Annotated in this window: 20 protein-coding genes and 1 tRNA gene; 8 read left to right on the top strand and 13 right to left on the bottom strand. The window is 55.5% G+C overall.

Features of this window, described 5'->3' with window-relative positions; translation table 11 throughout:
- Positions 1–24 precede the first annotated feature (24 nt).
- The 13 genes from ELE36_RS11215 to ELE36_RS11270 all read right to left on the bottom strand — a co-directional run bounded on the left by ELE36_RS11215 (position 25) and on the right by ELE36_RS11270 (position 14064).
- A complete protein-coding gene (locus tag ELE36_RS11215; protein WP_129833330.1) occupies positions 25–315 on the bottom strand; it encodes a HigA family addiction module antitoxin in 291 nt (96 codons plus the stop codon).
- A 12-nt stretch (positions 316–327) separates the two neighbouring features.
- Positions 328–597: a DUF2442 domain-containing protein gene (locus tag ELE36_RS11220; protein WP_129833332.1), complete on the bottom strand. Its 270-nt coding sequence runs from the start codon at positions 595–597 to the stop codon at positions 328–330.
- Positions 590–856 (bottom strand): DUF4160 domain-containing protein, encoded by a 267-nt coding sequence (locus ELE36_RS11225; protein ID WP_165371574.1) that lies wholly within the window; start codon positions 854–856, stop codon positions 590–592. The genes ELE36_RS11220 and ELE36_RS11225 overlap by 8 nt, the downstream gene beginning before the upstream one ends.
- Before the next feature lie 3 nt (positions 857–859).
- Positions 860–2041: a methylmalonyl-CoA mutase family protein gene (locus ELE36_RS21170; RefSeq protein WP_425480877.1), complete on the bottom strand. Its 1182-nt coding sequence runs from the start codon at positions 2039–2041 to the stop codon at positions 860–862.
- Positions 2042–2049: 8 nt separating this feature from the next.
- On the bottom strand, positions 2050–4233 hold the full coding sequence (locus tag ELE36_RS21175) for a methylmalonyl-CoA mutase family protein (RefSeq protein WP_425480915.1): 2184 nt from the start codon (positions 4231–4233) through the stop codon (positions 2050–2052).
- A 246-nt stretch (positions 4234–4479) separates the two neighbouring features.
- On the bottom strand, positions 4480–5076 hold the full coding sequence (locus tag ELE36_RS11235; RefSeq protein ID WP_129833334.1) for a LolA-like protein: 597 nt from the start codon (positions 5074–5076) through the stop codon (positions 4480–4482).
- 97 nt (positions 5077–5173) lie between these two features.
- A complete protein-coding gene (gene ppc, locus ELE36_RS11240; RefSeq protein ID WP_129833336.1) occupies positions 5174–7924 on the bottom strand; it encodes a phosphoenolpyruvate carboxylase in 2751 nt (916 codons plus the stop codon).
- 413 nt (positions 7925–8337) lie between these two features.
- Positions 8338–8430: transfer RNA gene (locus ELE36_RS11245), tRNA-Ser, on the bottom strand.
- A 123-nt stretch (positions 8431–8553) separates the two neighbouring features.
- Entirely contained in the window at positions 8554–8766 is a 213-nt protein-coding gene (csrA, locus tag ELE36_RS11250) for a carbon storage regulator CsrA (protein WP_129833338.1), read from the bottom strand.
- 272 nt (positions 8767–9038) lie between these two features.
- A complete protein-coding gene (gene alaS, locus ELE36_RS11255) occupies positions 9039–11702 on the bottom strand; it encodes an alanine--tRNA ligase (RefSeq protein ID WP_129833340.1) in 2664 nt (887 codons plus the stop codon).
- Positions 11703–11808: 106 nt separating this feature from the next.
- Entirely contained in the window at positions 11809–12297 is a 489-nt protein-coding gene (locus ELE36_RS11260; RefSeq protein ID WP_129833342.1) for a regulatory protein RecX, read from the bottom strand.
- A gap of 67 nt (positions 12298–12364) precedes the next feature.
- On the bottom strand, positions 12365–13402 hold the full coding sequence (gene recA / locus ELE36_RS11265; RefSeq protein WP_129833344.1) for a recombinase RecA: 1038 nt from the start codon (positions 13400–13402) through the stop codon (positions 12365–12367).
- A gap of 134 nt (positions 13403–13536) precedes the next feature.
- Positions 13537–14064: a CinA family protein gene (locus tag ELE36_RS11270; protein ID WP_129833346.1), complete on the bottom strand. Its 528-nt coding sequence runs from the start codon at positions 14062–14064 to the stop codon at positions 13537–13539.
- A 176-nt stretch (positions 14065–14240) separates the two neighbouring features.
- Here ELE36_RS11270 and ELE36_RS20785 point away from each other — a divergent pair, with 176 nt between their 5' ends.
- The 8 genes from ELE36_RS20785 to ELE36_RS11310 are packed head-to-tail and all read left to right on the top strand — an operon-like array spanning position 14241 to position 23200.
- A complete protein-coding gene (locus tag ELE36_RS20785; protein ID WP_129833348.1) occupies positions 14241–14675 on the top strand; it encodes a type IV pilin protein in 435 nt (144 codons plus the stop codon).
- The gene (locus ELE36_RS11280; protein ID WP_129836824.1) at positions 14675–15226 is read left to right on the top strand and encodes a GspH/FimT family pseudopilin; all 552 of its coding nucleotides are present in this window, start codon (positions 14675–14677) and stop codon (positions 15224–15226) included. The genes ELE36_RS20785 and ELE36_RS11280 overlap by 1 nt, the downstream gene beginning before the upstream one ends.
- Before the next feature lies 1 nt (position 15227).
- Complete coding sequence (locus ELE36_RS11285) at positions 15228–15614, top strand: type IV pilus modification PilV family protein (protein WP_165371576.1); 387 nt, start codon at positions 15228–15230, stop codon at positions 15612–15614.
- Positions 15611–16789 carry a PilW family protein gene (locus ELE36_RS11290; RefSeq protein ID WP_129833352.1) on the top strand — a complete coding sequence of 393 codons (1179 nt, stop codon included), beginning with the start codon at positions 15611–15613 and terminating at the stop codon, positions 16787–16789. The genes ELE36_RS11285 and ELE36_RS11290 overlap by 4 nt, the downstream gene beginning before the upstream one ends.
- A gap of 15 nt (positions 16790–16804) precedes the next feature.
- Positions 16805–17416: a hypothetical protein gene (locus ELE36_RS11295; protein WP_129833354.1), complete on the top strand. Its 612-nt coding sequence runs from the start codon at positions 16805–16807 to the stop codon at positions 17414–17416.
- A 38-nt stretch (positions 17417–17454) separates the two neighbouring features.
- Positions 17455–21360: a pilus assembly protein gene (locus ELE36_RS11300; protein WP_165371577.1), complete on the top strand. Its 3906-nt coding sequence runs from the start codon at positions 17455–17457 to the stop codon at positions 21358–21360.
- 43 nt (positions 21361–21403) lie between these two features.
- Complete coding sequence (gene pilV / locus ELE36_RS11305) at positions 21404–21934, top strand: type IV pilus modification protein PilV (RefSeq protein WP_129833358.1); 531 nt, start codon at positions 21404–21406, stop codon at positions 21932–21934.
- Positions 21935–21961: 27 nt separating this feature from the next.
- Positions 21962–23200 carry a PilW family protein gene (locus ELE36_RS11310; RefSeq protein ID WP_129836826.1) on the top strand — a complete coding sequence of 413 codons (1239 nt, stop codon included), beginning with the start codon at positions 21962–21964 and terminating at the stop codon, positions 23198–23200.
- The last annotated feature ends 29 nt before the right edge of the window (positions 23201–23229 follow it).

The raw sequence follows: 23229 nt of genomic DNA on the forward strand, positions 1-23229 counted from the left end.
CTTGCTGGATGTTGGCGCGCTGCGTCAGGCGGCGATGCGCTCAACCCGGTTGATTGCCTTGCCAAGCGTACGGCGTGCTTCTTCGAGATCGAAATCGGCCTGCAGTCCCAGCCAGAAACGTTCGGTAGTGCCAAAGGCTGCCGCCAGACGCAACGCGGTATCCGCTGTGACTCCACGCTTGCCGAGCACAATTTCATTGATGCGACGTGGCGGTACTCCAGCCGCACGCGCCAGCGCGTTCTGGCTGATACCCATGGGCGTCAGAAATTCTTCAAGCAGGATTTCACCGGGATGGATGTTGGGCAGGGTCTTCATTCTCGGATCGATTCAGGCTGCTGCTGCGTTGCGATGCAACCCGCCAGCATCCTGCAGGCGCTGGTGTAATGAGCCCGCACTCAGATCAAAACCGTTGGGCCAAGCCAATGCTCCGGCTTCGATGAAAAAACGCGCAAAGAATGCGGGATCACCGAGCGGCGTGGTCATTTCTGTTTTAGCGAGGATAAAGGGTGCGAAATCGTATACGCCCCACGCACCATCGGAGAATCGCAACAGCAACTGCGTGCCTGCTTTCGGCTCGATAGCGATCAGTTTAATCATTGTCTGCTCCGGCGATACGGCTGAGCGGCTTAAGTGCCTGCGCGTTGACCCAATTCTGCTCCAACTCCTGGCGATGGTCGAGACACCATTGCCGCACCAATGCCAGTGCGCGCTTTGGTAGTTGGCCCTGTACCACAGCGCCATCCTCGATAGCGATCAGCGCCTCGTGACCCTGGTATTCGATGTGCACATGCGGCGGTGCGTGGTCGGCAAAATACATGCGCACGAAGATACCGAAAAAGCTGGAGATGATCGGCATGGCTTACATATTCCTGCGATATTCCCCACCCACCTCATACAACGCATGACTAATCTGCCCGAGCGAGTTGTACTTCACCGCTTCCATTAACTGCTCGAACACGTTCTTGCGCTCGCGCGCGGTGGTTTGCAGCGTACGCAAACTTTCCGGGGCCAGCGAGTTACGCGACTCGCCATAGGTTTTGACGTTGACGATCTGCGCGCCCTTTTCTTCTTCCGTTGAGCGGATCAGTTCGATCTCGGTGACGATGTCGCCGCCGTGATCCTTCGGCAAAAACGTATTGACGCCGACTAGCGGCAGGCTGCCATCGTGTTTCTTGTGTTCGTAGTACATCGATTCTTCCTGAATCTTGCCGCGCTGGTACATGGTGTCCATCGCGCCGAGCACGCCGCCGCGCTCGCTGATCGCTTCGAACTCCTTGTACACGGCTTCTTCGACGATATCGGTGAGCGCCTCGACGATAAAGCTGCCCTGCCACGGATTCTCGTTGAAGTTGAGGCCGAGCTCCTTGTTGATGATCATCTGGATTGCCACGGCGCGGCGCACGCTTTCTTCGGTCGGCGTGGTAATGGCTTCGTCGTAGGCGTTGGTATGCAGGCTGTTGCAGTTGTCGAACAGCGCGTACAACGCTTGCAAGGTGGTGCGGATATCGTTGAACTGGATTTCCTGCGCGTGCAGTGAGCGGCCGCTGGTCTGGATGTGGTATTTCATCATCTGGCTGCGCGCATCGGCGCCGTAACGCTCGCGCATTGCACGCGCCCAGATGCGGCGCGCGACTCTGCCGATCACGGTGTATTCCGGGTCCATGCCGTTGCTGAAAAAGAAGCTGAGGTTCGGCGCGAAATCGTCGATCTTCATGCCACGCGCGAGGTAATACTCGACGATTGTGAAGCCGTTGCTGAGCGTGAAGGCGAGCTGCGAAATCGGGTTAGCGCCCGCTTCGGCAATGTGATATCCGCTGATCGATACCGAGTAGAAATTGCGCACGGCGTGATCGACAAAATACTGCTGGATATCGCCCATCATGCGCAGCGCAAATTCCGTGCTGAAGATGCAGGTGTTTTGTGCCTGATCCTCTTTCAAAATATCCGCCTGCACGGTGCCGCGCACCTTGGTCAAGGTGTCGGCCTTGATGCGTGCGTAGGTTTCGGCATCCACCACTTCTGTGCCCGATACGCCGAGCAAACCCAACCCTAGACCATCGCTGCCGGGGGCATGGCGCCTTCGTAACGCGGGCGGGTTTTGCCGGCGAACAAGGCTTCGATTTTTGCGTGCGCGTCATCCCAGCGCTTGGTATCGGCGCGCAGATATTTTTCGACCTGCTGATCGATCGCGGTGTTCATGAACATGGCGAGGATGATCGGCGCGGGGCCGTTGATCGTCATCGATACCGATGTTGTCGGCGCGCACAGATCAAACCCGGAGTAGAGTTTTTTCATGTCGTCGAGCGTCGGAATATTCACGCCGGAGTTGCCGATCTTGCCGTAGATATCGGGGCGTATGGCGGGGTCTTCACCGTACAACGTGACCGAATCGAACGCGGTGGAAAGACGCGCCGCCGCCAAGCCCTGACTCAAATAATGGAAACGCCGATTGGTGCGCTCGGGCGTGCCCTCGCCCGCAAACATGCGGATCGGATCTTCACCCACGCGCCGATACGGAAACACGCCGCCGGTGTACGGATACGCGCCCGGCAGGTTTTCCTTGAGCAGGAATTTGAGCAGATCGCCCCAATCGCGATACGTGGGTGCGGCGATTTTCGGAATCTTCTGATGCGACAACGACACGCGATAATTTTCGCCGCGCACCGGCTTGCCGCGCACGTTGTATTCGTATTCTGCATCGGTGATCGACTTGAGCCGTTGCGGCCATTCGCGCAGCAGTGCAATGGAATCGGCATCGAGCGTTTTCACCGCATCCTGATAACGCTGGCGCAAGGTAAGCAGGCTGCGATCTTCAATGCCGACGAGGTTGGATGGATCGTACCAATCCAACGCCTTCGGCAAACTGGCATCACCAATATCCTGCAGCGATTGCCAATAACTTTGCGCACGACTGGCCGCATCGGCTTGGCGTTCCGCATCGGTATTGATCGCGCGACCGCCTTCGGCGATCTCGGCGAGATAACGCACACGCGCGCCCGGAATCAGCACGGTGGCGCGCGGCTCCTTGAGTACGATGTTGCCAGCGGGCGTCCATTTATCGGCGGGCAGCTTGAGTTTTTCGCGCAGCAGGCGACACAGATTATCGAACATCCAGGTGATGCCCGGATCGTTGAACTGGCTGGCGATGGTGGGATACACCGGCACTTGCTCGTCGGTGAGCTGGAACGCGACACGGTTGCGCTTCCACTGTTTGCGCACGTCGCGCAACGCATCTTCGGCGCCGCGTTTGTCGTATTTGTTGAGCACCACGAGTTCGGCGAAATCGAGCATGTCGATTTTTTCGAGCTGCGAAGCCGCGCCGTAATCGCTGGTCATCACGTACATCGGGAAATCGACGAGATCGACGATTTCCGAATCGGATTGACCGATGCCGGCGGTTTCGACAATCACGAGATCATAAGCCTGACCGCGCAGAAAACTGATGCATTCCTTGAGCACGATATTGGTCGCGACATGCTGGCGACGGGTCGCCATCGAGCGCATGAACACGCGCGGACTGCGCAGCGAGTTCAGCCGGATGCGATCGCCAAGCAAGGCGCCGCCGCTGCGCCGACGCGTGGGATCGACCGCGAGAACGGCGATGCGCATTTGTGGAAAATGTTGCAAAAAGCGATTGACCAATTCATCCACCACCGACGACTTGCCCGCGCCACCGGTGCCGGTGATGCCGACCACGGGCGTCTGCGCGCCGGCGAGCTGCCACTGCTTGCGCAGGTGCGCGAGTTCGGTTTCGCTGTAGGCGCCTTCCTCGATCGCCGAAAGCATGTGGCCGATCGAGATTTCATCATCGATATGCGGCTGTGATGTCGGCTGCAACGCGCCGCTGTCCGAGCGATGCGCCACCGCCCAGCCCGGGCGCTTTTCCGCCGCCGTGCGCGTGCGCCGCACGAGATCTTCGATCATCGCGACCAGGCCCATGTGCATGCCGTCGTTCGGATGATAAATGCGCTCGACGCCGTACTTGTGCAGCTCGGCGATTTCCTCGGGCGTGATCGTGCCGCCACCGCCACCGAACACACGCACGTGACCGGCGCCGCGCTCCTTGAGCATGTCGACCATGTATTTGAAATATTCGTTGTGGCCGCCCTGATATGAGCTCAGCGCGATCGCGTCGGCGTCTTCCTGCAATGCGGCGCGTACCACGTCTTCGACGCTGCGGTTGTGCCCGAGATGGATCACCTCGCCGCCTTGCGCCTGAATCAAACGGCGCATGATATTGATCGCGGCATCGTGACCGTCGAACAGGCTGGCCGCCGTGACGAAACGCAGTGGCGCGGCTTCGGCGGAAAGATCCTTGACCGCTAATTGCTTGATGGGCGTGCTCACGATAACTCCAGACAATCACACAGAGAACGCGATTGTACTCCGTTGCGTCGGGGCGTTTGAATGGAGCTGCGAAACGCAACAGGCCTGCGCGTGGCAGGCCTGTGATTGCGCGGAATGTCTAGCGGATGGCGATCAATTCGGCGGCGAAATCGTAATCGAATTGTCGTAGGTGATGTCCTGCACTGTGTGCGTGGTTTTGTTCATCGCCGAGCCGTCGGATTCCATGTGGATCACGCGACCACTACTGTCGCTGACCCAGATTTTGGCGTTCGACGTGCTCTTGATGCCCATGATCGACATGGTCGTGGCGTAGGAATAGGTCTTGGCTTTTTCGCCGTTGATGCTGTCCTCGCCGAGAAACTTGGCATCGCTCATGTTCTTTTCCGCTTCGGCCATCGCCGCTGGCGTGAACTGGCCAATCGCGCGGCTCATGTCCATCGGCAACTTCTGCCAATTTCCCTCGTGCTTCATCCAGCTGCCTTCGGGAATCACGATAATTTCGTTGCGATCGCTCATGACATGAAAATGATCAGGCATGATGATATCGACCGAACTTTTCATGGTCTTGCCATCCGACGTATTCACGCCGACGGTATGAAATTTATTGCCGGGTTTGGCCATCTGGTGCATCGCCGCGCTGATATCCGCGCGCGCATCGGCGGCGTGAATATTCTGCGCCGCACCGGCGATCAACAACACACTCATTACGCTCAACATGGGTTTACGCATGGGTTTCCCTCCAGAGATTTTTTGCGAAAGATTTTGCCGCGATGCGTAAGATAACCCACGGCAAAATTTTTGGCGCAACTCTCGATGCGGCGACGCATCAACCGCTATTGCGCAAACCCGCCGCAAGGCCGTTGATGGTCAGGTGAATCGCGGTTTTCGCCGACTCATCCGCCCTGCCCGCGCGATAGCGTTTGAGCAACTCCACCTGCAGGTGATTGAGCGGATCGAGATACGGAAAACGGTTGCGGATCGAGTTGGCCAAGCCCGGTTGATCGGCGAGCAAATCGCTCATCTCGGTGATCGCCATGAGATGCTCGATCGTCAACGCCATCTCGGTTTTTATGCTGCCGAAAATATTCGTGCGCAAGTCGGCATCGGTGCACAGCTCGGCATAACGCGAGGCGACCGCGAGATCGGTCTTGGCCAGCACCATGCGCATGTTCGAAAGAATGGTGCGGAAAAAAGGCCAGCGCGCATGCATCTCGCGCAGCAACGGCAAACCGTCGGGATTTTCTGCCAGCCACGCCTGCACCGCCGAACCAAAACCGTACCAGCCCGGCAACAACAGACGACATTGGCCCCACGAAAATCCCCACGGAATCGCGCGCAAATCCTCGATGCGCGGCGAGCCGCTGCGCGACGCCGGGCGACTGCCGATATTCAACTCGGCGATCTCCGCAATCGGCGTGGTCGCGCGAAAATATTCGGCGAAATTCGGCGTGTCGTACACCAGTTTTCGGTACGCTGAATACGCGTGTTGCGATAGCGCTTCGACCGCATTGCGATAGTCGGCGGTTTCGACATCGTCGATCGGCGCGAGACTCGTCAACAACGTCGCCGCGGCCAGACTTTCAAGATTGCGTCGCCCTTGTTCGGGGTCCGAATATTTGCTGCGAATAATCTCACCCTGCTCGGTCACGCGTATCGCGCCATTCACGCTGCCCGGCGCTTGCGCGAGAATCGCCTCGTAACTCGATCCGCCGCCGCGCCCGACCGCGCCGCCGCGGCCATGAAACAACCGCATGCGAATTTTCTGCGCATTGCACAGTTGCATCAGCCGCTGCTGCGCCTGGTACAACACCCAGTTGGCCGTGAGATAACCGCCGTCTTTATTGCTGTCGGAATAACCGAGCATGATTTCCTGCGCGTCGCCACGCGAACGCAGCCAGTCGCGATAGAGCGGATGCGCAAATGCCTCCGCCATGATCGTGTCGCACGCGTGCAAATCGGAGATCGTTTCGAACAGCGGAATGATGTCGATCGCGAGCTGCGGCTGTGCACCGGGTTTGAGCAAGCCGACTTCTTTCGCGAGCACGCCGACTTCGAGCAAATCCGACAACGATGCCGCTTTCGAAATCACGTAATGCGGCAACGCCTCGGCGCCGTAGCGTGCGTGGATCGACGCGGCCACGCGCAGGATCGCCAACTCGGACAACGTGCGCTCGCTGTATTCAATATGCGGCGACGACAACGGTCGCGCGCTGCGCAATTCTTCGGTCAACAAAGCAGCGCGAGCGTCTTCGTCTAGCGCGAGATAATCGGCACAGACGCCGGCATGCGCGAGCAGTTCCGCGACCACCACTTCGTGCACATCGGCGTTCTGGCGCATGTCGAGTGCGGCGAGATGAAAGCCGAAACAACGCACCGCGCGATTCAGCCGGCGCAACCGGCCTTGCGCGAGCGCACTTGATCCGTGCGTGCGCAACGACGCATCGAGAATTTCCAGATCGGCCAGAAATTCATGCGATGACGCATACGCCGGGCGCAGCGATACCGGCTCGGGATTGGTGCGCAGGCCGAGCCAGGATTTCGCCGTAGCCGCGAGCCGCGCATACACGCCGATCAGCGCGCGACGATACGGCTCGTTGGCGCGATACGGCGACTCGTCATGCGCGTGTTCGGCGAGTTTTTCGAGCGCCGGGCTGACACTGACAATACGCGCCGACAACGACAACTCAGCGCCAAGCAGATGCAGCTCGCCGAGGTAATGCGTAATGACCAGCGCAGCCTGCTCGCTGATCGCGGTTTGCAACATGTCGGCGGTGACGAACGGATTGCCGTCGCGATCGCCGCCGATCCACGAACCCATGCGGAAAAAAGCCGGCAGACCTGCGCTATCCGACTCCGCAAATTGCGCCGCGACATTGTCTTCGAGCGCGCAGTACATCTGCGGCAGTTGTTCGAGAAACGTATAGCGGTAATACGCCAGCGCGTTCTCGATTTCATCGCGCACCCGCAGCTTGGCATGGCGCAACATCGCGGTTTGCCAGAGCGTGAGGACGCGCTGGAACAGATGTTCGCTGAGCGTAGCGGATTCTTCCGGCGTGAGTGATTCGCGATCGCGCCGATGCAGCAGGCTCGCAATCGCGCGCTCGCTATCGAGCACGCTGTGGCGCTGCACTTCGGTCGGATGCGCGGTGAGCACTGGCATGATCCGCGCGCTGGCAAACCATTGCTTGAGCGTCTGCGCGCTCGCGCCGGCATCGCGTAAGCGCGCAAGCGCGTAAGCAAGCGTGCCTTCAGGCGCGTGATCGCCGGCAATCAACACCGCACGACGCTGGCGATTCTGCTCCACGTCTTCGGCGATATTGGCGAGGTGCGAAAAATACGAAAACGCGCGCACGACCAGCAGCGATTCCGCCTCGCTCAATCCGTCCAGCAGATTTTCCAAGGTGCTGCGTGCACTCAGCGCGGCTTCACCACTCGCGCGCCGGAATGCGACCGCGCTCTTACGAATGTTTTCCACCTTGTCGAAAATTTCCTGCCCGCTTTGCGCGCGCAAAACATCGCCGAGCAAGCGCCCGAGCAGGCGTACATCTTCGTGAAACAATTGTTGGTCGACGGGCATCGCGGGTTCCGTGCAGAGGATGGCGGGACGGTAGCCGCAACACCCTACCAGGGCGCGCCGACACCGATTGGCAAATCACAAAATGGCCGCGCCGTTACAGTTCAAGCGCAGCGACTCGGAATATACCGCATCGCAGCAAAAGTGCCAGCGTGCCTGGGGCACACGACATCCCGGCCATGCTTCTTATACATGCTTCACTTTTCGCATGCCGACCCATCGCTCTGAGCCGGCGCTCGTGGTCGAGCCCGTGGAAGAAATACCGTTGCGGGGGAGATAATATTGCGCGATGTACAGCTCGTCACGCCAGGAAACAGCACGAGAAAAATTATCTGGTTGTGGGTTGAAGCGGCGGATAGTCGGAAGAAGTGTTTCGACTTCCTGAAACCTCTTTGAGAGAGCAGAGGTTTGAATAGTGGCGGAGAGGGAGGGATTCGAACCCTCGATAAAGCTTTTGACCCTATACTCCCTTAGCAGGGGAGCCCCTTCGGCCTCTCGGGCACCTCTCCGGGGATTTCTGACGTTGCTGGCAGACGCATGTTGCGCATGACCTAGCTCGTCGCTAACGCACCCGACCGAACGATGTCAGTCAGGTGCGCAAGGATAGCGGTTCAACGCCGGCTGGTAAAGCCTCAACTGCTCGCGGGTGGCACATCCGTATCAATTACTGTCGGATTTTCGTGCTCGCGCTTGATGCGCTGGTAAATTTCTTCGCGGTGCACCGATACATCTTTGGGTGCGTTGATGCCAATACGTACCTGGTTGCCTTTCACGCCCAGTACGGTAACGCTTACTTCATCACCGATCATCAGAGTCTCACCAACTCGACGAGTCAAAATCAACATTTTTTTTCTCCTGTATGGCTTGCATCGATCCAATCGATACCAGCGCTGCAGATCACCAATCCGTGCACTCTCGAGAATTACCCAAAGTCAGCGAATTCCGTCGAACAACTTTCCTGACAAACTTTCTTGATCGAGTTGCGCAGGGTGACGTGCTTCCTGATGCGAACAAACTTAAGACACTTTTAAAACACGTTAAGCGATACTAGCCGAGCCACCCCGCGGGTGCAATCTACTCGGTGTGTAAAGGAAATTTACATCCTTTTCACGATTCCTCAGCCAGTTTTTTGAGCTACCCATTGCATTACCGAGTCAAGTGCCGCCAGTAATAATGGCGTGTCTTCACCACCGCCTTGGGCAAGGTCAGGGCGACCGCCGCCCTTTCCGCCAATCTGTTGTGCAACGTGGCTGACCAGATCGCCGGCCTTGAGTTTTGTCAGCGCCTTGCCATGCACGCCGCCGACCAACGCGATCTTGCCATCCACGCCTGATGCGAGCAGAACCACACAATCGCCGAGCTTGTTCTTGAGCTGGTCGACGCCGTCGCGCAAGGCTTTTGCATCGAGGCCATCGAGTCGCGCTGCAATCACTTTGAAACCTGCCACATCGACTGCCGTCTCGGCCAGATCACGCGTTGCAGATTGTGCGGCCTTCGACTTGTACGAGTCGAGTTCGCGCTCGAGTTTTTTCTGCTTGTCGAACAGCTGGCGCAGCTTGTCCAGCACATCGTTGCTGCTCGCGGCGAGCAAATGTCCGACCTCGACCAAGCGCTGTTCCTTTTCGGCCACGAGATCAAGCGCCGTGGCGCCAGTCACCGCTTCGATACGGCGCACGCCCGAGGCAACGCCACTTTCGCCGAGCAGCTTGAACAAACCGATATCGCCGCTGCGCGACACGTGCGTGCCGCCACATAATTCGGTTGAAAATTCACCCATGCGCAACACGCGCACATGTTCGCCATATTTCTCACCGAACGAGGCCATCGCGCCAAATTCGATCGCATCGTCGTAAGCCATCTCGTGCACTTCGACATCAACGTTGCGGCGGATCTCCGCATTCACCATCGTCTCAACCGTGTGCAACTCCGCACTGCTGAGTGGCGCGAAATGCGAGAAATCAAAACGCAATCTGTCCGGTGCCACGAGGCTGCCCTTCTGCTGCACATGTTCACCCAGAACCTTACGCAACGCCGCATGCAATAGATGCGTGGCGGAATGATTGAGCACGGTGGCAACTCGGCGCTGCTCATTCACGCTGGCGCTGAATACCTCGCCGACTTTCAGCGGCTTGCCGCTCCAGCGCCCGACATGACCGAAGAACGTACCGGCCAGTTTGACCGTATCGCTCACAGCAAAACTTCCCGCGCCCGATGTCAGCGTGCCGGTATCGCCGACCTGCCCGCCCGATTCGGCGTAGAACGGCGTGCGATCGAGAATCAGCGTGGCGGCTTCACCATCATTCAGCACATCGATGCCGCGACCATCGCGCACGATCGCGACCAGCTTCAAGTCGCTGGCGGACAGTCCGGCATAACCGAGGAATTCCGTCGCTGGCAGATCCTTGACCACGTCTGCGGCGATCTGGCTTTGCCCGCCGAAATTGCTCGCGGCACGGGCACGATCACGCTGCTGTTCCATCGCGGTTTCGAAACCGGCCATATCAACGGTGAGGCCGCGCTCGCGAGCGATGTCCGCGGTCAAATCAACGGGGAAACCGTAGGTATCGTAGAGACGAAATGCGTCCGCGCCAGGAATGGTCGCAGCGGAGCGCGTGGCGACTTCCTCAAACACGCGCATGCCATGCTCCAGCGTTTCGCCGAAGCGTTCTTCTTCGGTTTTCAACGCACGTTCGATCAATTCGCGCTTGGCGACAAGTTCTGGATACGCCTCGCCCATTTCCACAATCAACGGCGTCAGCATGCGATAGAAAAATGTTCCACGCACGCCGAGCATATAACCGTGCCGCAACGCGCGACGGATGATCCGACGCAGCACATAACCGCGTCCCTCGTTGGAGGGCAAAACGCCGTCGACAATCAGGAACGAACACGCACGGATATGATCAGCAATCACGCGCAGCGATTTGTTTTCGAGATCGCTCGTGTTGGTGAGCTGCGCCGCGACCCGAATCAGATGCTGGAACAGATCAATCTCGTAATTCGAATGCACATGCTGCAATACCGCGGCGAGACGTTCGAGCCCCATGCCGGTATCCACGCATGGCGCTGGCAGCGGACTCAGCGTGCCATCGGCGGCACGGTCGAACTGCATGAAGACGAGGTTCCAGATTTCGATGTAACGATCGCCATCTTCATCGGGCGATCCGGGCGGGCCACCGGCGATTTCCGCGCCATGATCATAAAAAATTTCGGTGCACGGACCGCATGGCCCGGTATCGGCCATCTGCCAAAAATTATCCGATGCGTATGGAGCGCCCTTGTTGTCGCCGATGCGCACAATGCGTTCAGGCGGAATACCAATTTCCTTGGCCCACAAGTCATAGGCCTCGTTATCGGTGTGATACACGGTGACCCAGAGTCTGTCCTTCGGCAAGCCGAAAATATCGGTGAGCAATTCCCACGCGTACTTGATCGCATCACGCTTGAAATAATCACCGAAAGACCAGTTGCCGAGCATCTCGAAAAACGTGTGGTGGCGCGCGGTATAACCGACCTGATCGAGATCGTTGTGCTTGCCACCGGCACGTAGGCAACGCTGCACTGATGCGGCGCGCACGTAACTGCGCTTGTCGGCTCCGAGAAATACATCCTTGAATTGCACCATGCCGGAATTGGTGAACATCAGCGTCGCATCGTTACCCGGCACGAGCGAGCTGGACGGCACGATGCTATGCCCTTTGCCACGAAAATATTCGAGAAATCCGCTGCGAATTTCAGCACTGGTTTTGGTCGGCACGGCGGGGGGCGGCACGAGTGTCATGGGCAATCATCACGGCAAGCTGAGGGAGGCGATTCTCGATCGCGAACAGTCTGGACATGCGGCCCATGGGGCGAGAGTTCAATCAACGCACGCGGCGAATGGCGCGTCAGTCGAGCTCGGCAATACCGTCCGTGTCAGCGGCGCGAGTGAGACTGCGTACTGTGTCAATTTCAAAGCCGCGACGCAAGAGAAACTGACCGCGTTTGTTGCGCTCCGCCGGGGTGGTCGCGATTTTGCCGGCATAACGGCGACGCAACTGACCCCGCGCCACGGCCAGCCAATCGGGATCTTCTGCCGCGATCCGCGCCTGCGCCGAAGCACCGCCGATGCCATGTGTCTTCAACTCGGCAATGATCCAGCGCGGCCCATAACCATCGTTGATGCGCTGGCGCACCAGACAGCCGGCGAAACGCTCATCATTCTGATAGTTCTGTTCTTGCAGCAGATGCAACGCGGCGATGCTTTCAGTCGCATCAAAACCGCGCAGCTCCAGTTTGCCGAGCAGTTCGCGCTCGGAATGTTCGCGGCGCGCAAGCAAAAGCAGCGCCCTGTCGTAGGGGCTGCCATTGGGTTTTTCAGTTGGAATTCGCGGCATGTTTGAGGGCGAAATCTACTTCATACGGCCGACTCGCTGTCGCTAGCGACAACAGCGAGTCGGTGCATCAAACCTCTTCAAGCTCCGCCGCGGCGACCGGCGCGCTCGGCTTGGTCACGACCAGCAATGCGCGCAGCTTCTCTTCGATATCTTTGGCGATCTCCGGATGCTCACGCAGGTATTGGCGCGCGTTGTCCTTGCCCTGTCCGATGCGTTCGCCGTTATAGGAATACCAAGCGCCGGATTTATCCACGATCTTGGCGTCCGAGCCCATGTCGATAAGTTCGCCTTCGCGGGAAATGCCCTCGCCGTACAAAATCTCGGTGACGACCTGCTTGAATGGGGGCGCGAGTTTATTCTTGACCACTTTGATGCGGGTCTGGTTGCCGATGATTTCTTCGCCCTTCTTCACCGCGCCGATACGGCGAATGTCGAGACGAATCGATGCGTAGAATTTCAGCGCGTTGCCGCCGGTCGTGGTTTCCGGACTCTGCCCTGGCATCATCATGCCGATCTTCATACGCAGCTGATTGATGAAGATCACCATGCAGTTTGAACGTTTGATATTGCCGGTGAGTTTGCGCAACGCCTGACTCATCAAACGCGCCTGCAGACCGACATGGACATCGCCCATTTCGCCTTCGATTTCCGCTTTCGGCGTCAATGCCGCAACCGAGTCGACCACGACGACATCGACTGCACCCGAGCGCACCAGCATGTCGACGATTTCCAATGCCTGCTCGCCGGTATCGGGTTGCGATACCAGCAGATCATCCACGTTCACGCCAAGTTTTTCGGCATAAATCGGATCCAGGGCGTGCTCGGCATCGACAAATGCACACGCACCACCGAGCTTTTGCGCCTGAGCGACGACGTGCAAGGTCAAGGTAGTTTTGCCCGACGATTCCGGACCATAAATTTCGACCACGCGACCACGCGGCAAACCGCCGATACCCAGCGCGATATCCAGCCCGAGCGAGCCGGTCGGAACGACGTCGACCGCATCCGAGGTGCGGTCGCCCATGCGCATCACCGCGCCCTTGCCGAACTGTTTTTCGATCTGGCTCAGCGCAGAAGTGAGCGCGCGACGTTTATTCTCGTCCATCGGGATATCCTTGAGTGAAGTGGTTAGGCGGCGAGTTTGACCCGGATCCGTCTCAGCAGGTGAGATATCGCGAGCCTATCGATTGGGACGATTATCCCACAGCCATCGTATCCGCGCAGTGGCGAAACTCAGCGTCAATTTGTAAGAATTCGGCGTATGCCTTGCAGAGCTGCGGCGACGGTCTGGCGACGCACCGCTTCGCGATCACCATCGAAATGAAACAATTCGGCCTGGGCGTAACCGCCACGGCGTTTCCAGCCGATCCATACCGTGCCGACCGGCTTGCCCGGTGTTGCGCCGGTCGGGCCGGCAATCCCGGTGACAGCTACGGCCATACCGGCGCCGAAACGTGCGAGCGCACCGGAAACCATTTCGACAACCACTTCCTGACTGACCGCGCCCAGCGTTTCAAGGGTCTGCGGTCGCACGCCAAGCAGCGCTTCCTTGGCTTCATAACTATAGGCAACTACGCCACAACTGAACCAGGCCGAGCTGCCGGCGAGATCGGTCAATACTTTGGCAATCCAGCCGCCGGTGCAGCTTTCGGCGGTGACCAGCATCAGGCCGCGCTGGATCATGAGCGTGGCCACCTCAGCGGCCAGCAGGTTCAGCTCGGTATCGCTGGGAGAATCAGGGCCAAGCAAGACAAATTGTTGATTCATAACTTGATGTTCGTACGTCAGTGCTAAAAAAATCCCCACGTCTGATACCAGATGTGCCGTCAAGATGGCTAGCAATGCCGTCTATCGGCTGGTTGCAACCAATTATGAACCGACATACTGCAATCACAACAGCTATAAACTAGCGTTCGATTCATATGGCTACTTGGGAGGCCGCAATGCGACACATATCGAAAAAAACTAAAGGATTTACGCTGATCGAATTGATGGTCGTTATTGCGATCATCGGCATTCTGATGGCTATCGCGATTCCGGCGTACAAAGACTACATCATTCGCGGCAACTTGGTTGAAGGAACTAACCAACTCTCTGCCTATCGTGCGCAGATGGAACAGTTCTATCAAGATGCCCGCCAATATACGACCACCGGGGCCTATACCTCTCCTTGCCCCGTCAACGTGGTATCCGCCTCCGGAAAATGGAAATATAACTGCGTCCCTGCGGCAGCTAACTACACCATCACGGCTCAGGGTATCGGAGTAGTCGTAGGATTTACCTACCAGATCGATAATACGAATAGCCAGAAGACGACTGCGGCACCGACTGGTTGGCCAACTAGCACCACTTCGTGGACTATGAGCAGGGGCGGTTGATGTACTCCGAACGCAACGAAGGTTTCAGCTTGATCGAATTACTGGTCGTTCTGCTCATCGTCGGAATATTGTTCGTTGTTTCTATGCCGAGTTTTTCGACCTGGATTCAGAATGGCAAAACTCGATCGGTCGCTGAGTCGATGCAAAACGGGTTGCGTTTTGCTCAAACCGAAGGGCTGAGACTGAGCCGCACTACGACGTTCACTCTCAGTACGACCGGCTGGACAGTCGACTACGTCCAAAATTCGGCGTCGGACACTATCACCCCACATCCATTGCTGGTTTCACCTTCGAGCAATCTGGGCGGTGTGGTAATTACGCCAAGCGCAGGTACACCGGCGATCTTAGAGTTCAACACATTCGGGCGCGTTCTGGGTGGCGCCACAGCTGCAGGAACATTTACAGCGTTAGGCAATGCAGACGCGACTTATGACATTACAAATCCCAGCGGTCCGCGTAAGCAACGTGTGATCGTTTCGCAATCAGGCAAGGTTCGCATGTGTGATCCCGACGCAGGCGGCCTTTCCGCATCTCGACCGGATGGGTGCTGACATGTCTAAATACTCGCGCACTCAAAGTGGATTCCTTTTACTTGAGGTTCTGATCGCGATTGTCGTATTCAGCGTCGGCGTGCTGGGCTTGGTCTTGATGCAAGCAGTATCCACGTCTAATTCCACCAATGCAGAAGATCGCACTACCGCCGCCCTACTTGCCGACGATCTGGTCGCGGAATTGTGGACTAAGAACTCTGCCGCACAGCCCGGTGACTATGCCGCATGGCAGACAAATGTACAGAACTCAAGGCTGAATAGTGGCTTGGGCTCTGCCACTTTCACACCAGCAACAAACCAAGCCGCTATAACTATTACATGGGTTCCGCGAGGTCGCAAGGCCACTGATCCAGTCGCTATCTATACGACACAAGTGGTGATCCAGTGAAAATCAAGCCAGGAAATTCTTTTAGCTCGCGCCATCTGCGTGGCTACTCGTTAATCGAACTAATGGTTGCAATTGTCATCGGCCTTGTTCTAGTTCTCGCGGCTCTCAAAGTAACTGCGTCTTTTGAGGGGCACAAGCGAACGACTACTGCGACAAACGATGCACTGCAATCGGGTAATTTTGGTTTGTACCGATTGGATGGATTGTTGCGCTCGTCAGGAACGGGCTTGGTTCAGACAAACTCCTACGGTTGTGCATTGAACTACAAACCAACCGGACACGCCATTATTAGCGACGGCGTAGTTGGGCTGGCCGCACCCTTCGCAGCCGTAACAAAACTCCGCCTCGTACCCGCTGTAATCTATCCAACGGCAGCAGCAGGTGGCTCTGATGTTTTATTAATGATGCTCGGCGCCGCAGGCTATGGCGAAACCCCTGCGCCCATAACAAAGATTCTCTCCGGCACGCAGGCACAGGTCACCAGCGGTGTTGGATTCAGCCCCAGTGAATGGGTTCTTTTCGGAGGTAGCGTTGCGGAATGCATGATCACGCAGATAGATCCAAGCTATCTCTCGCAGAACAACACCAACATAGTGCTTCCCGTAAATCCAGGCTCAGTCGGTCTGGCTACCCTTTCGATGTATTCCAGTGGTTCTGTGGCAGGTTTGGGCATGGGCACGACACCGTCGTTCATGGTTTACGGCGTTGCAGACCCTAGCGATACCGCCAATTACGGCACGATGTACAGCGTAGACCTGCTTAACTCCGATTTGAGTGTGCAAAAAGTCAGCGACGACATAATTACGTTGCGTGCGGTTTATGGTGTCGATCCCGCTTCTACTGGCACGCTTACCTGGACTACGGCGAAAGCGGCCGTAGTAATTGGTGGAACAACTTATGACTATTCGCCTGCCGGCTTATTAGCTGGCAACGCGACAGCCAATACAGCGCTGCGCTCCATCAAGGCCATTCGTGTAGCTATTGTCGTACGCGCACCACTTTCAGAGCAGGCGGCATTCAGCTCCGCAAATCCGAGCTTCTCGCTTTTCAGCGTATTGCAAACTCCGTCAGTTGCCGTCAACTGGACTGTTCCCGCCGGCCAAACCAATTACCGCTACCGCGCGCTGGAAAGCACAATCCCACTTCGCAACGCTTCTGTCACAACCACACCTTAATTCAGGCTATTGATTATGCGCACACAGCCGCTATTCAAGAAACAACGTGGAGTCACGCTATTCATCGCCCTAATTGCATTGGTTATCCTGCTTCTCGCTGCAGTATCACTGATTCGATCAACGGATACCGCGCTTCTGATTTCCGGCAATCTCGCGATAAAACGCGACCTGGTCAATGAGGCCGAAAACGCGGTGCAACTGGCCCTCACAAGTTTTGCATCGGGCGGCATGAAAAACGAACCCAGTCGCTGGGGTAGCCTTTCAAGTGCCAATTATTCAGCTTCTGTGCTCCCAAGCAACGCACAGGGTATTCCTAATATTTTGCTGGATACCGATGCCAACTATTTGGCTGCGTATTCAGGCGCACTACCGACGGCCAATAATGGAATTACCTATCGATATGTAATCGATCGCCTTTGTCCTGCTGCTGGCGCGCCCAACACCCAGCGCTGCGTTACCGGCATAACGCTCCCAACCGGCGGTAACGCACGTAATCCGACGGAAAACGGCGGTGGACCGCCACCAACGATACCAGGCAAAGCAGTTTACCGAGTCACAGTACGCGTCACCGACCTTCGTCAGACGCAGTCATTTATTCAAACAACATTCAAGGGTTTTGGCTCCTGAACTCTTGAACCGGAGGCTTTATGCTGCCGTTACACCCTATGTCCAGCTTATTGCGCAAGTTGAGTTTTTTCGCTATTGCGATGGGAATCAGCGCCACTGCAGGTGCCGCTGTTACAAATCTCGCTGACGCACCGATTGGTTCGACGATTGTCGTACCGGCAAACGTCATTCTGGCGCTATCTGTAGAGTTTCCAACCGGCAATGACTCTGCCTACACCGCCACATATAGCACGAGTAATGAATATATCGGCTATTTTAATCCGAATTATTGCTATAGCTATAATACAGCAACTAGCTATTTCATGCCGCAGGGAACGGCAGCTTCGCACACGTGCTCGGGAAAATGGAGTGGTAACTTCCTCAACTGGGCTTTGACGCAAACAATTGATCCAATGCGTAAGGCGCTTACAGGCGGCTACCGCATTGTCGATACTCCTACCGTAACCGTTCTGCAGAAAGCCTATGCGGATGGTAGTGGAGGCGCTGTTAACCATTCATTGGGCAGTGCCACCTTGATTAGTGGTGCGACACCTTTCACCGGGTCTTCGTTTACGATAAATGACTCTGGAACAGGATTGAATTTTACTATTAGCAATGGAATCGCGGCTGTCGCTTGTCCGGGTACAATCCCAACAGGTACTACGACCTGTCAAGTAACTGCCACTCCGGCCTATCCAGGAGATTCGACAGCAGTTTTACAATCGACAGTCACAACTGGAACAACTAAAAAACTCATCACCAACACGAATAATACCTACACGCTTGCGGGCGCTGTCCAAGTGTGTGCAGCGACAGATGCGAGCAGTGATTTGGAATCTTCGGGAGGACGCTGCCGCGCCTATGGCAGTAACTACAAACCTGTCGGTCTCATGCAGAAATACGCCGCAGAAAATACGACGCAGACCGATAGCATCCGCTATTCGGCATTCGGCTACTTGAACGACTCGGATATCAAACGCGACGGTGGTGTAATGCGAGCCCGAATGAAGTCGGTCGGTCCCTACCAAGCGAATCCCGGCTCCGCCGTTGTGGCGAATTCCAATGCGGAATGGAGCGCCGCGGATGGTACGTTTTTCGCTAACCCCAATAGCACCGACGACTCGACCGTGACGAATAGCGGCGTCGTCAATTATCTTAACAAATTCGGAACTTCTGGATCCTATAAAACATATGACCCAGTCGGCGAGCTATACTACGCAACAACGCGTTACTATCGCAATCTCGGCAATGTGGCAAGTTACACCAGCGGCGCGACGGATGCGATGAAAGATGGTTTCCCGGTGATCACAACCTGGGATGATCCTATCAAATATACCTGCTCTAAGAACTATATTATCGGCATTGGTGATATTCACACGCACGCAGATTCAAACCTTCCGGGTGCCACTTATGCTTCAAGCAAAGAGCCGTCCAAGCCAGCAGAAGTGACTGCCGATTTTAGTTTGCCCGCTGGGCAGGGAGTCGATTCAGTCAAGGCAACAAATTGGGTGGGCATGCTCGAAAACCAGGTGTCGGCAACTGCGGGCGGTGGCACCAACGACTATCAGCTAACCCCTGCAACCATCGGCAATAATGCGATCGACAGTACTGCAGCTCCTACCGGTGGCTGGTGCTGTAATTCGCATAGTTTTCTCATGGCAGGGCTGGCCTATGACGTGCACACGCGCGATATCCGCCCAGACATCCACCCGAAAAATGCGCCTATAAACGTTTCCACTTTCTGGGTAGATGTATTTGAGTCTTCGGATTATGAGGAAAAAAATCAGTTTTGGTTGACGGCTAAGTATGGTGGCTTTGACACTGATCCATCAATTTGGCCTGCCGGTGGCTTGGAATACAATATGACCGCGCCGCCAGTGTTATCTGCTTGGAATACTGGAGGCTATCGGGATGACAGCGCCCATGGGAATTTGGCGCCGGATCAGTATTTTCAGGCGGGCAATCCTGCCAAGATGATCGCTGGTTTCAACAGCGCGTTTGCCAAGATCAAGGCAAATGTGCCTAGCGGCACATCAACCGCGCTGTCGCTGAGTTCTAGCGCCGTTACAGCACTCGGAAACACCAATTATTCGGCTACGTTCGCCAAGGATTGGAGCGGCGATGTCGTGAGTAATTCGCTCGTCCTCGCCACGGCGGGCGGCGTAATAACCGGAACAGAAACAGTGAATTGGCATGCACGTGACTGGCTTCCCAACAAGGGTGGCACAGTCGCAGGAGTAACCCCCTTAACAGCGAGCACACGCGCGATTGCGACCAGCTCGTCAGTTGGTGCGGCAAAAGGTGTTGCATTCACAACAGCCAACCTTAGCAGCGGTCAACTATCTTCATTGGGACCCGACTCCGCAACTCAGACAAAAGTACTCAACTATGTCCGCGGCGATCAAAGCAATGAAGGTGCCTCACCGCTGTTTCGGCCTAGAACCTATACGCTGGGCGATATCACCAATTCCAAACCAGTGGTGCAGGCTGCCCCCGCTTTTCCCTATGCCGACACACCATTAAACCCGGGTTATTCGACTTTCAAAGCAAGCAACAGCACACGAAATCCTGTCGTTTATGTGGGTGCGAACGACGGCATGTTGCATGCGATCGATGGCACATCAACTGGCGGCAAAGAATTATTTGCCTATGTTCCCAGTTTCCTACTCAATACCAATGCCGATTCGCAAGGTCAGCCAGTTGGCTTGGGCTCACTGGTCGCAAATCCTCTACAACATCATTTCATGGTGGATGCAGAACCCACCATCATTGATGTTGATTTTAATCGTACGGGTGCATCCGGCGCGCCGTTCGCTAGTAGCGTAACGCCAGACTGGCATAGTATTTTAATCAGCGGCCTGGGCAAGGGTGGAAAAGGCTTTTTTGCGTTGGACGTTACCAATCCATCAAGCCTCAATACTGATTCGTTATTGGCGAACAAGGTGCTCTGGGAATCCGGCCCATCGCATATGGGCTATTCTTATGGCACTCCGCTAGTAATCAAGACGGCAAAATATGGCTGGACTGTGGTGCTTACATCAGGTTACGGCAATGATGACGGTCATGGATATATTTATCTTGTTAGCCCAAAAGATGGCAGCGTCTATGAAACCATCACAACCGGTAGTAGCGTGGGATCTACAACAGCCCCAGCTGGACTTGCCTTCGTAAGCGGGTATATCAACGATTTTGCTGATTACACCGCTGATTCGCTCTACGCAGGCGATCTGCTTGGCAACGTATGGCGTGTGGATCTGACTAGCGCATCTGCAAATGCCACCATCCAGTTGTTTGCAACGCTCAAAGACAGTTCGGGCAAGGCCCAGCCGGTGACCACCGAACCAGTAATCGATACTGATCCAGCAACGTTGACTCGTTATGTATTCGTGGGTACAGGCCAATTGCTTGCTGACAGCGACTTGGTGAACCCCAATCAGCAAACTTTTTATACTTTTAAAGATGGCAACAATGTCACCTTCAGTCCGGTCAGCACACCGTTGACACGCACCAATCTAGCTGCAGAAAGTAACGCCACATTGGTCGCTGGTTTGACACTTACGGGAACTCAGCAAGGCTATTACATTGATCTGGCAACCGTTGCTGCTGCTGCAGGCCTCCAGGCCTCGGCAGAGCGCGTCAACATCCAGCCCGTGGCTGCTGGCGGTGTAGTTTCTTTCGCTGCGAACCTGTTCGGTACAGATCCGTGCGGCGCCGGTGGATCACGTTTATTCGCGCTCACGTACGGCGGCACAAGTTTGCTGCGCGACGCAAGCAATAATGCTGTTCCCTCTTACAGTAATCCATCGCCCGGCGTAGTAACCAGTTTAAGCATAGTCACAAGTGGCACCACAGGAGGTCTACAAGTACTTGCGGGCCTCAGTACCGGCGACGTCAATGGCGTGTCTTTGGCTAAAACACCAGCTTCATTCCAGAAGCTCAACTGGCGCGAAGTGTTGGGAAATTGAGCACGGCAGCAGTTGTAGTCAAAATGTATTCCGCCTTGTATTTATGTTAAAAATGCGTCAGCGCTCTAAAAATAAAACTGCACCCGCAGACCAATCGGGTGCTAGTTTTATGGAGGTGCTAGTAGGTGTTGCAATTACTAGTTTTGGTTTTTTGGGTGCATTGGGATTTCTTGCTTTAACAACCCAACTAAACCAGGATGCTTACATACGCACCCAAGCCAGCTATGCTACTCAAGCCTTGATTGAATCCATGCATCTCAATGCTGCGGCGGTTTTTGAAAACAAATATGACGGTACACATACCTCTTATCGCCATCCGGAAACCGATTGTTTAAAGCAAGGATGCTCCCCAGAAGATCGAGCTAAGTATGACCGCTACAGGTTTGATCGCTCACTGAATGAAAATCTGCCAAATGCCAAGTCTTCGCTGAAGTGCAGCTCTAGCACAGAGCTAGGCAATCAATCATCAGTTTATAGTGGGAGTTGCCGACTTGAAGTCAGCTGGTCGCAACTCTCCTTGAATAAAAATGGTAGTAGTAGATACCAATCTCTGGTCTGGGTTTTCCAACCATAGCGTGTTGAACCAGAGGCAATCTCTGCGATGCGGATTTCCGTAGTTTCAGTCAAGACGAAATGTAATGGATTTTCATTGATCGAGATCATGGTCGGTCTTTTTTTGGGGCTGATAATCGTTCAAGGACTATTGGTCTTGTTCAGCGCGACCAGCCGTGCGGTCGGACGTCAAGCAGTAATGACGAGGCTGCAAGAAAATGGACGAAATGCGTTGGAACTAATTACCGGCGACATTCGTCTTTCCGCCAATATGCCGTGCGGCTCTAACGTCAGGCCGATTGTATTTACTGATTCGCTAGCGCAGCACATTCCGGGATTGGCAGATTCCGCGGACCCAACGAGTAGCCAGTCGGCTGCCATCGCCTACGCACTTCCTGGCAAAGTCTTTATACGCGGCAACACATGTAAATCCGCGGGCTGCGCACCGGAAATCGACGCCATTCAGGACTTACCCAAAGCAGGCTTGGCAGTCGGCAATAAAGTGATAGGTACCGACGTGCTAACCCTAATGCATCTTCAGGGAAATGGCTGGGAAACTAATACCGAAAAGCTGCGCCAAATCTGCGATGCAAAAGGCAAGCTGGATTCGATCGTAATGGAGTCGAAGGAGAAAAACTCCATTATTGATGTGTTCAAATCTTCCCGTATTGCTTTGCTGGCTAACTGTACAGCTGGAGAAATATTCGAAGTTGAGTTTCGACATGACACGCTGAAGTTGTCTCAAGGGAAATTTGGGTTGCCGAACTGCCTGGAGACGCAGCCGGAATTGAGACTTTTTGATCTCGATACAAAATTACAAGGGACAGTATTTTATTTGCAGATTGTAGCTGACAAAAACCATCCCAATGAAGGCATCGCAGCGCTGATGCGGCGCAGTAATGGCACGATCAAAGAGATGGTTCGTGGCGTGGAACGGCTAGACTTTCGATATTCGCTTTATGACGCCAAAGGGATTGCTTATTGGCTATCGGCGGGAGAAGTCAACCAAGCAAAAACACAGAATGGCACGCAGCTATTGTGCAAGATATCGAGCGAAAATACTCCCAAGGCATGTGATTGGTCTGATATCAGTGCGGTTGAGGTCTCCATGCTGGTGAATACGATGGAGGAGCAGCCCAGTGATTCATCGAGCCATCAGTGGGAGTACCAGTACTCCGTCGATGATGACCAAATTCATTCGCCGGGCATAGCTATGCCCGTCACTGGACTGCCTGGAAAAAATATGTCGCGGCGCGAGTTCCGTTCTGTAATTGCACTGAGACACTAGGCAAATGAACAGGAAATCTCAACGCGGCC

The sequence above is a fragment of the Pseudolysobacter antarcticus genome (genome assembly GCF_004168365.1).
Taxonomy (GTDB): Bacteria; Pseudomonadota; Gammaproteobacteria; order Xanthomonadales; family Rhodanobacteraceae; genus Pseudolysobacter; species Pseudolysobacter antarcticus.

Coding starts and splice junctions, on each gene's coding strand:
- ELE36_RS11215 (WP_129833330.1), bottom strand. CDS start 315: ATGAAGACCCTGCCCAACATCCATCCCGGTGAAATCCTGCTTGAAGAA.
- ELE36_RS11220 (WP_129833332.1), bottom strand. CDS start 597: ATGATTAAACTGATCGCTATCGAGCCGAAAGCAGGCACGCAGTTGCTG.
- ELE36_RS11225 (WP_165371574.1), bottom strand. CDS start 856: ATGCCGATCATCTCCAGCTTTTTCGGTATCTTCGTGCGCATGTATTTT.
- ELE36_RS21175 (WP_425480915.1), bottom strand. CDS start 4,233: ATGCGCCGTTTGATTCAGGCGCAAGGCGGCGAGGTGATCCATCTCGGG.
- ELE36_RS11235 (WP_129833334.1), bottom strand. CDS start 5,076: ATGCGTAAACCCATGTTGAGCGTAATGAGTGTGTTGTTGATCGCCGGT.
- ppc (WP_129833336.1), bottom strand. CDS start 7,924: ATGCCCGTCGACCAACAATTGTTTCACGAAGATGTACGCCTGCTCGGG.
- csrA (WP_129833338.1), bottom strand. CDS start 8,766: ATGTTGATTTTGACTCGTCGAGTTGGTGAGACTCTGATGATCGGTGAT.
- alaS (WP_129833340.1), bottom strand. CDS start 11,702: ATGACACTCGTGCCGCCCCCCGCCGTGCCGACCAAAACCAGTGCTGAA.
- ELE36_RS11260 (WP_129833342.1), bottom strand. CDS start 12,297: ATGCCGCGAATTCCAACTGAAAAACCCAATGGCAGCCCCTACGACAGG.
- recA (WP_129833344.1), bottom strand. CDS start 13,402: ATGGACGAGAATAAACGTCGCGCGCTCACTTCTGCGCTGAGCCAGATC.
- ELE36_RS11270 (WP_129833346.1), bottom strand. CDS start 14,064: ATGAATCAACAATTTGTCTTGCTTGGCCCTGATTCTCCCAGCGATACC.
- ELE36_RS20785 (WP_129833348.1), top strand. CDS start 14,241: ATGCGACACATATCGAAAAAAACTAAAGGATTTACGCTGATCGAATTG.
- ELE36_RS11280 (WP_129836824.1), top strand. CDS start 14,675: ATGTACTCCGAACGCAACGAAGGTTTCAGCTTGATCGAATTACTGGTC.
- ELE36_RS11285 (WP_165371576.1), top strand. CDS start 15,228: ATGTCTAAATACTCGCGCACTCAAAGTGGATTCCTTTTACTTGAGGTT.
- ELE36_RS11295 (WP_129833354.1), top strand. CDS start 16,805: ATGCGCACACAGCCGCTATTCAAGAAACAACGTGGAGTCACGCTATTC.
- ELE36_RS11300 (WP_165371577.1), top strand. CDS start 17,455: ATGTCCAGCTTATTGCGCAAGTTGAGTTTTTTCGCTATTGCGATGGGA.
- pilV (WP_129833358.1), top strand. CDS start 21,404: ATGTTAAAAATGCGTCAGCGCTCTAAAAATAAAACTGCACCCGCAGAC.
- ELE36_RS11310 (WP_129836826.1), top strand. CDS start 21,962: ATGCGGATTTCCGTAGTTTCAGTCAAGACGAAATGTAATGGATTTTCA.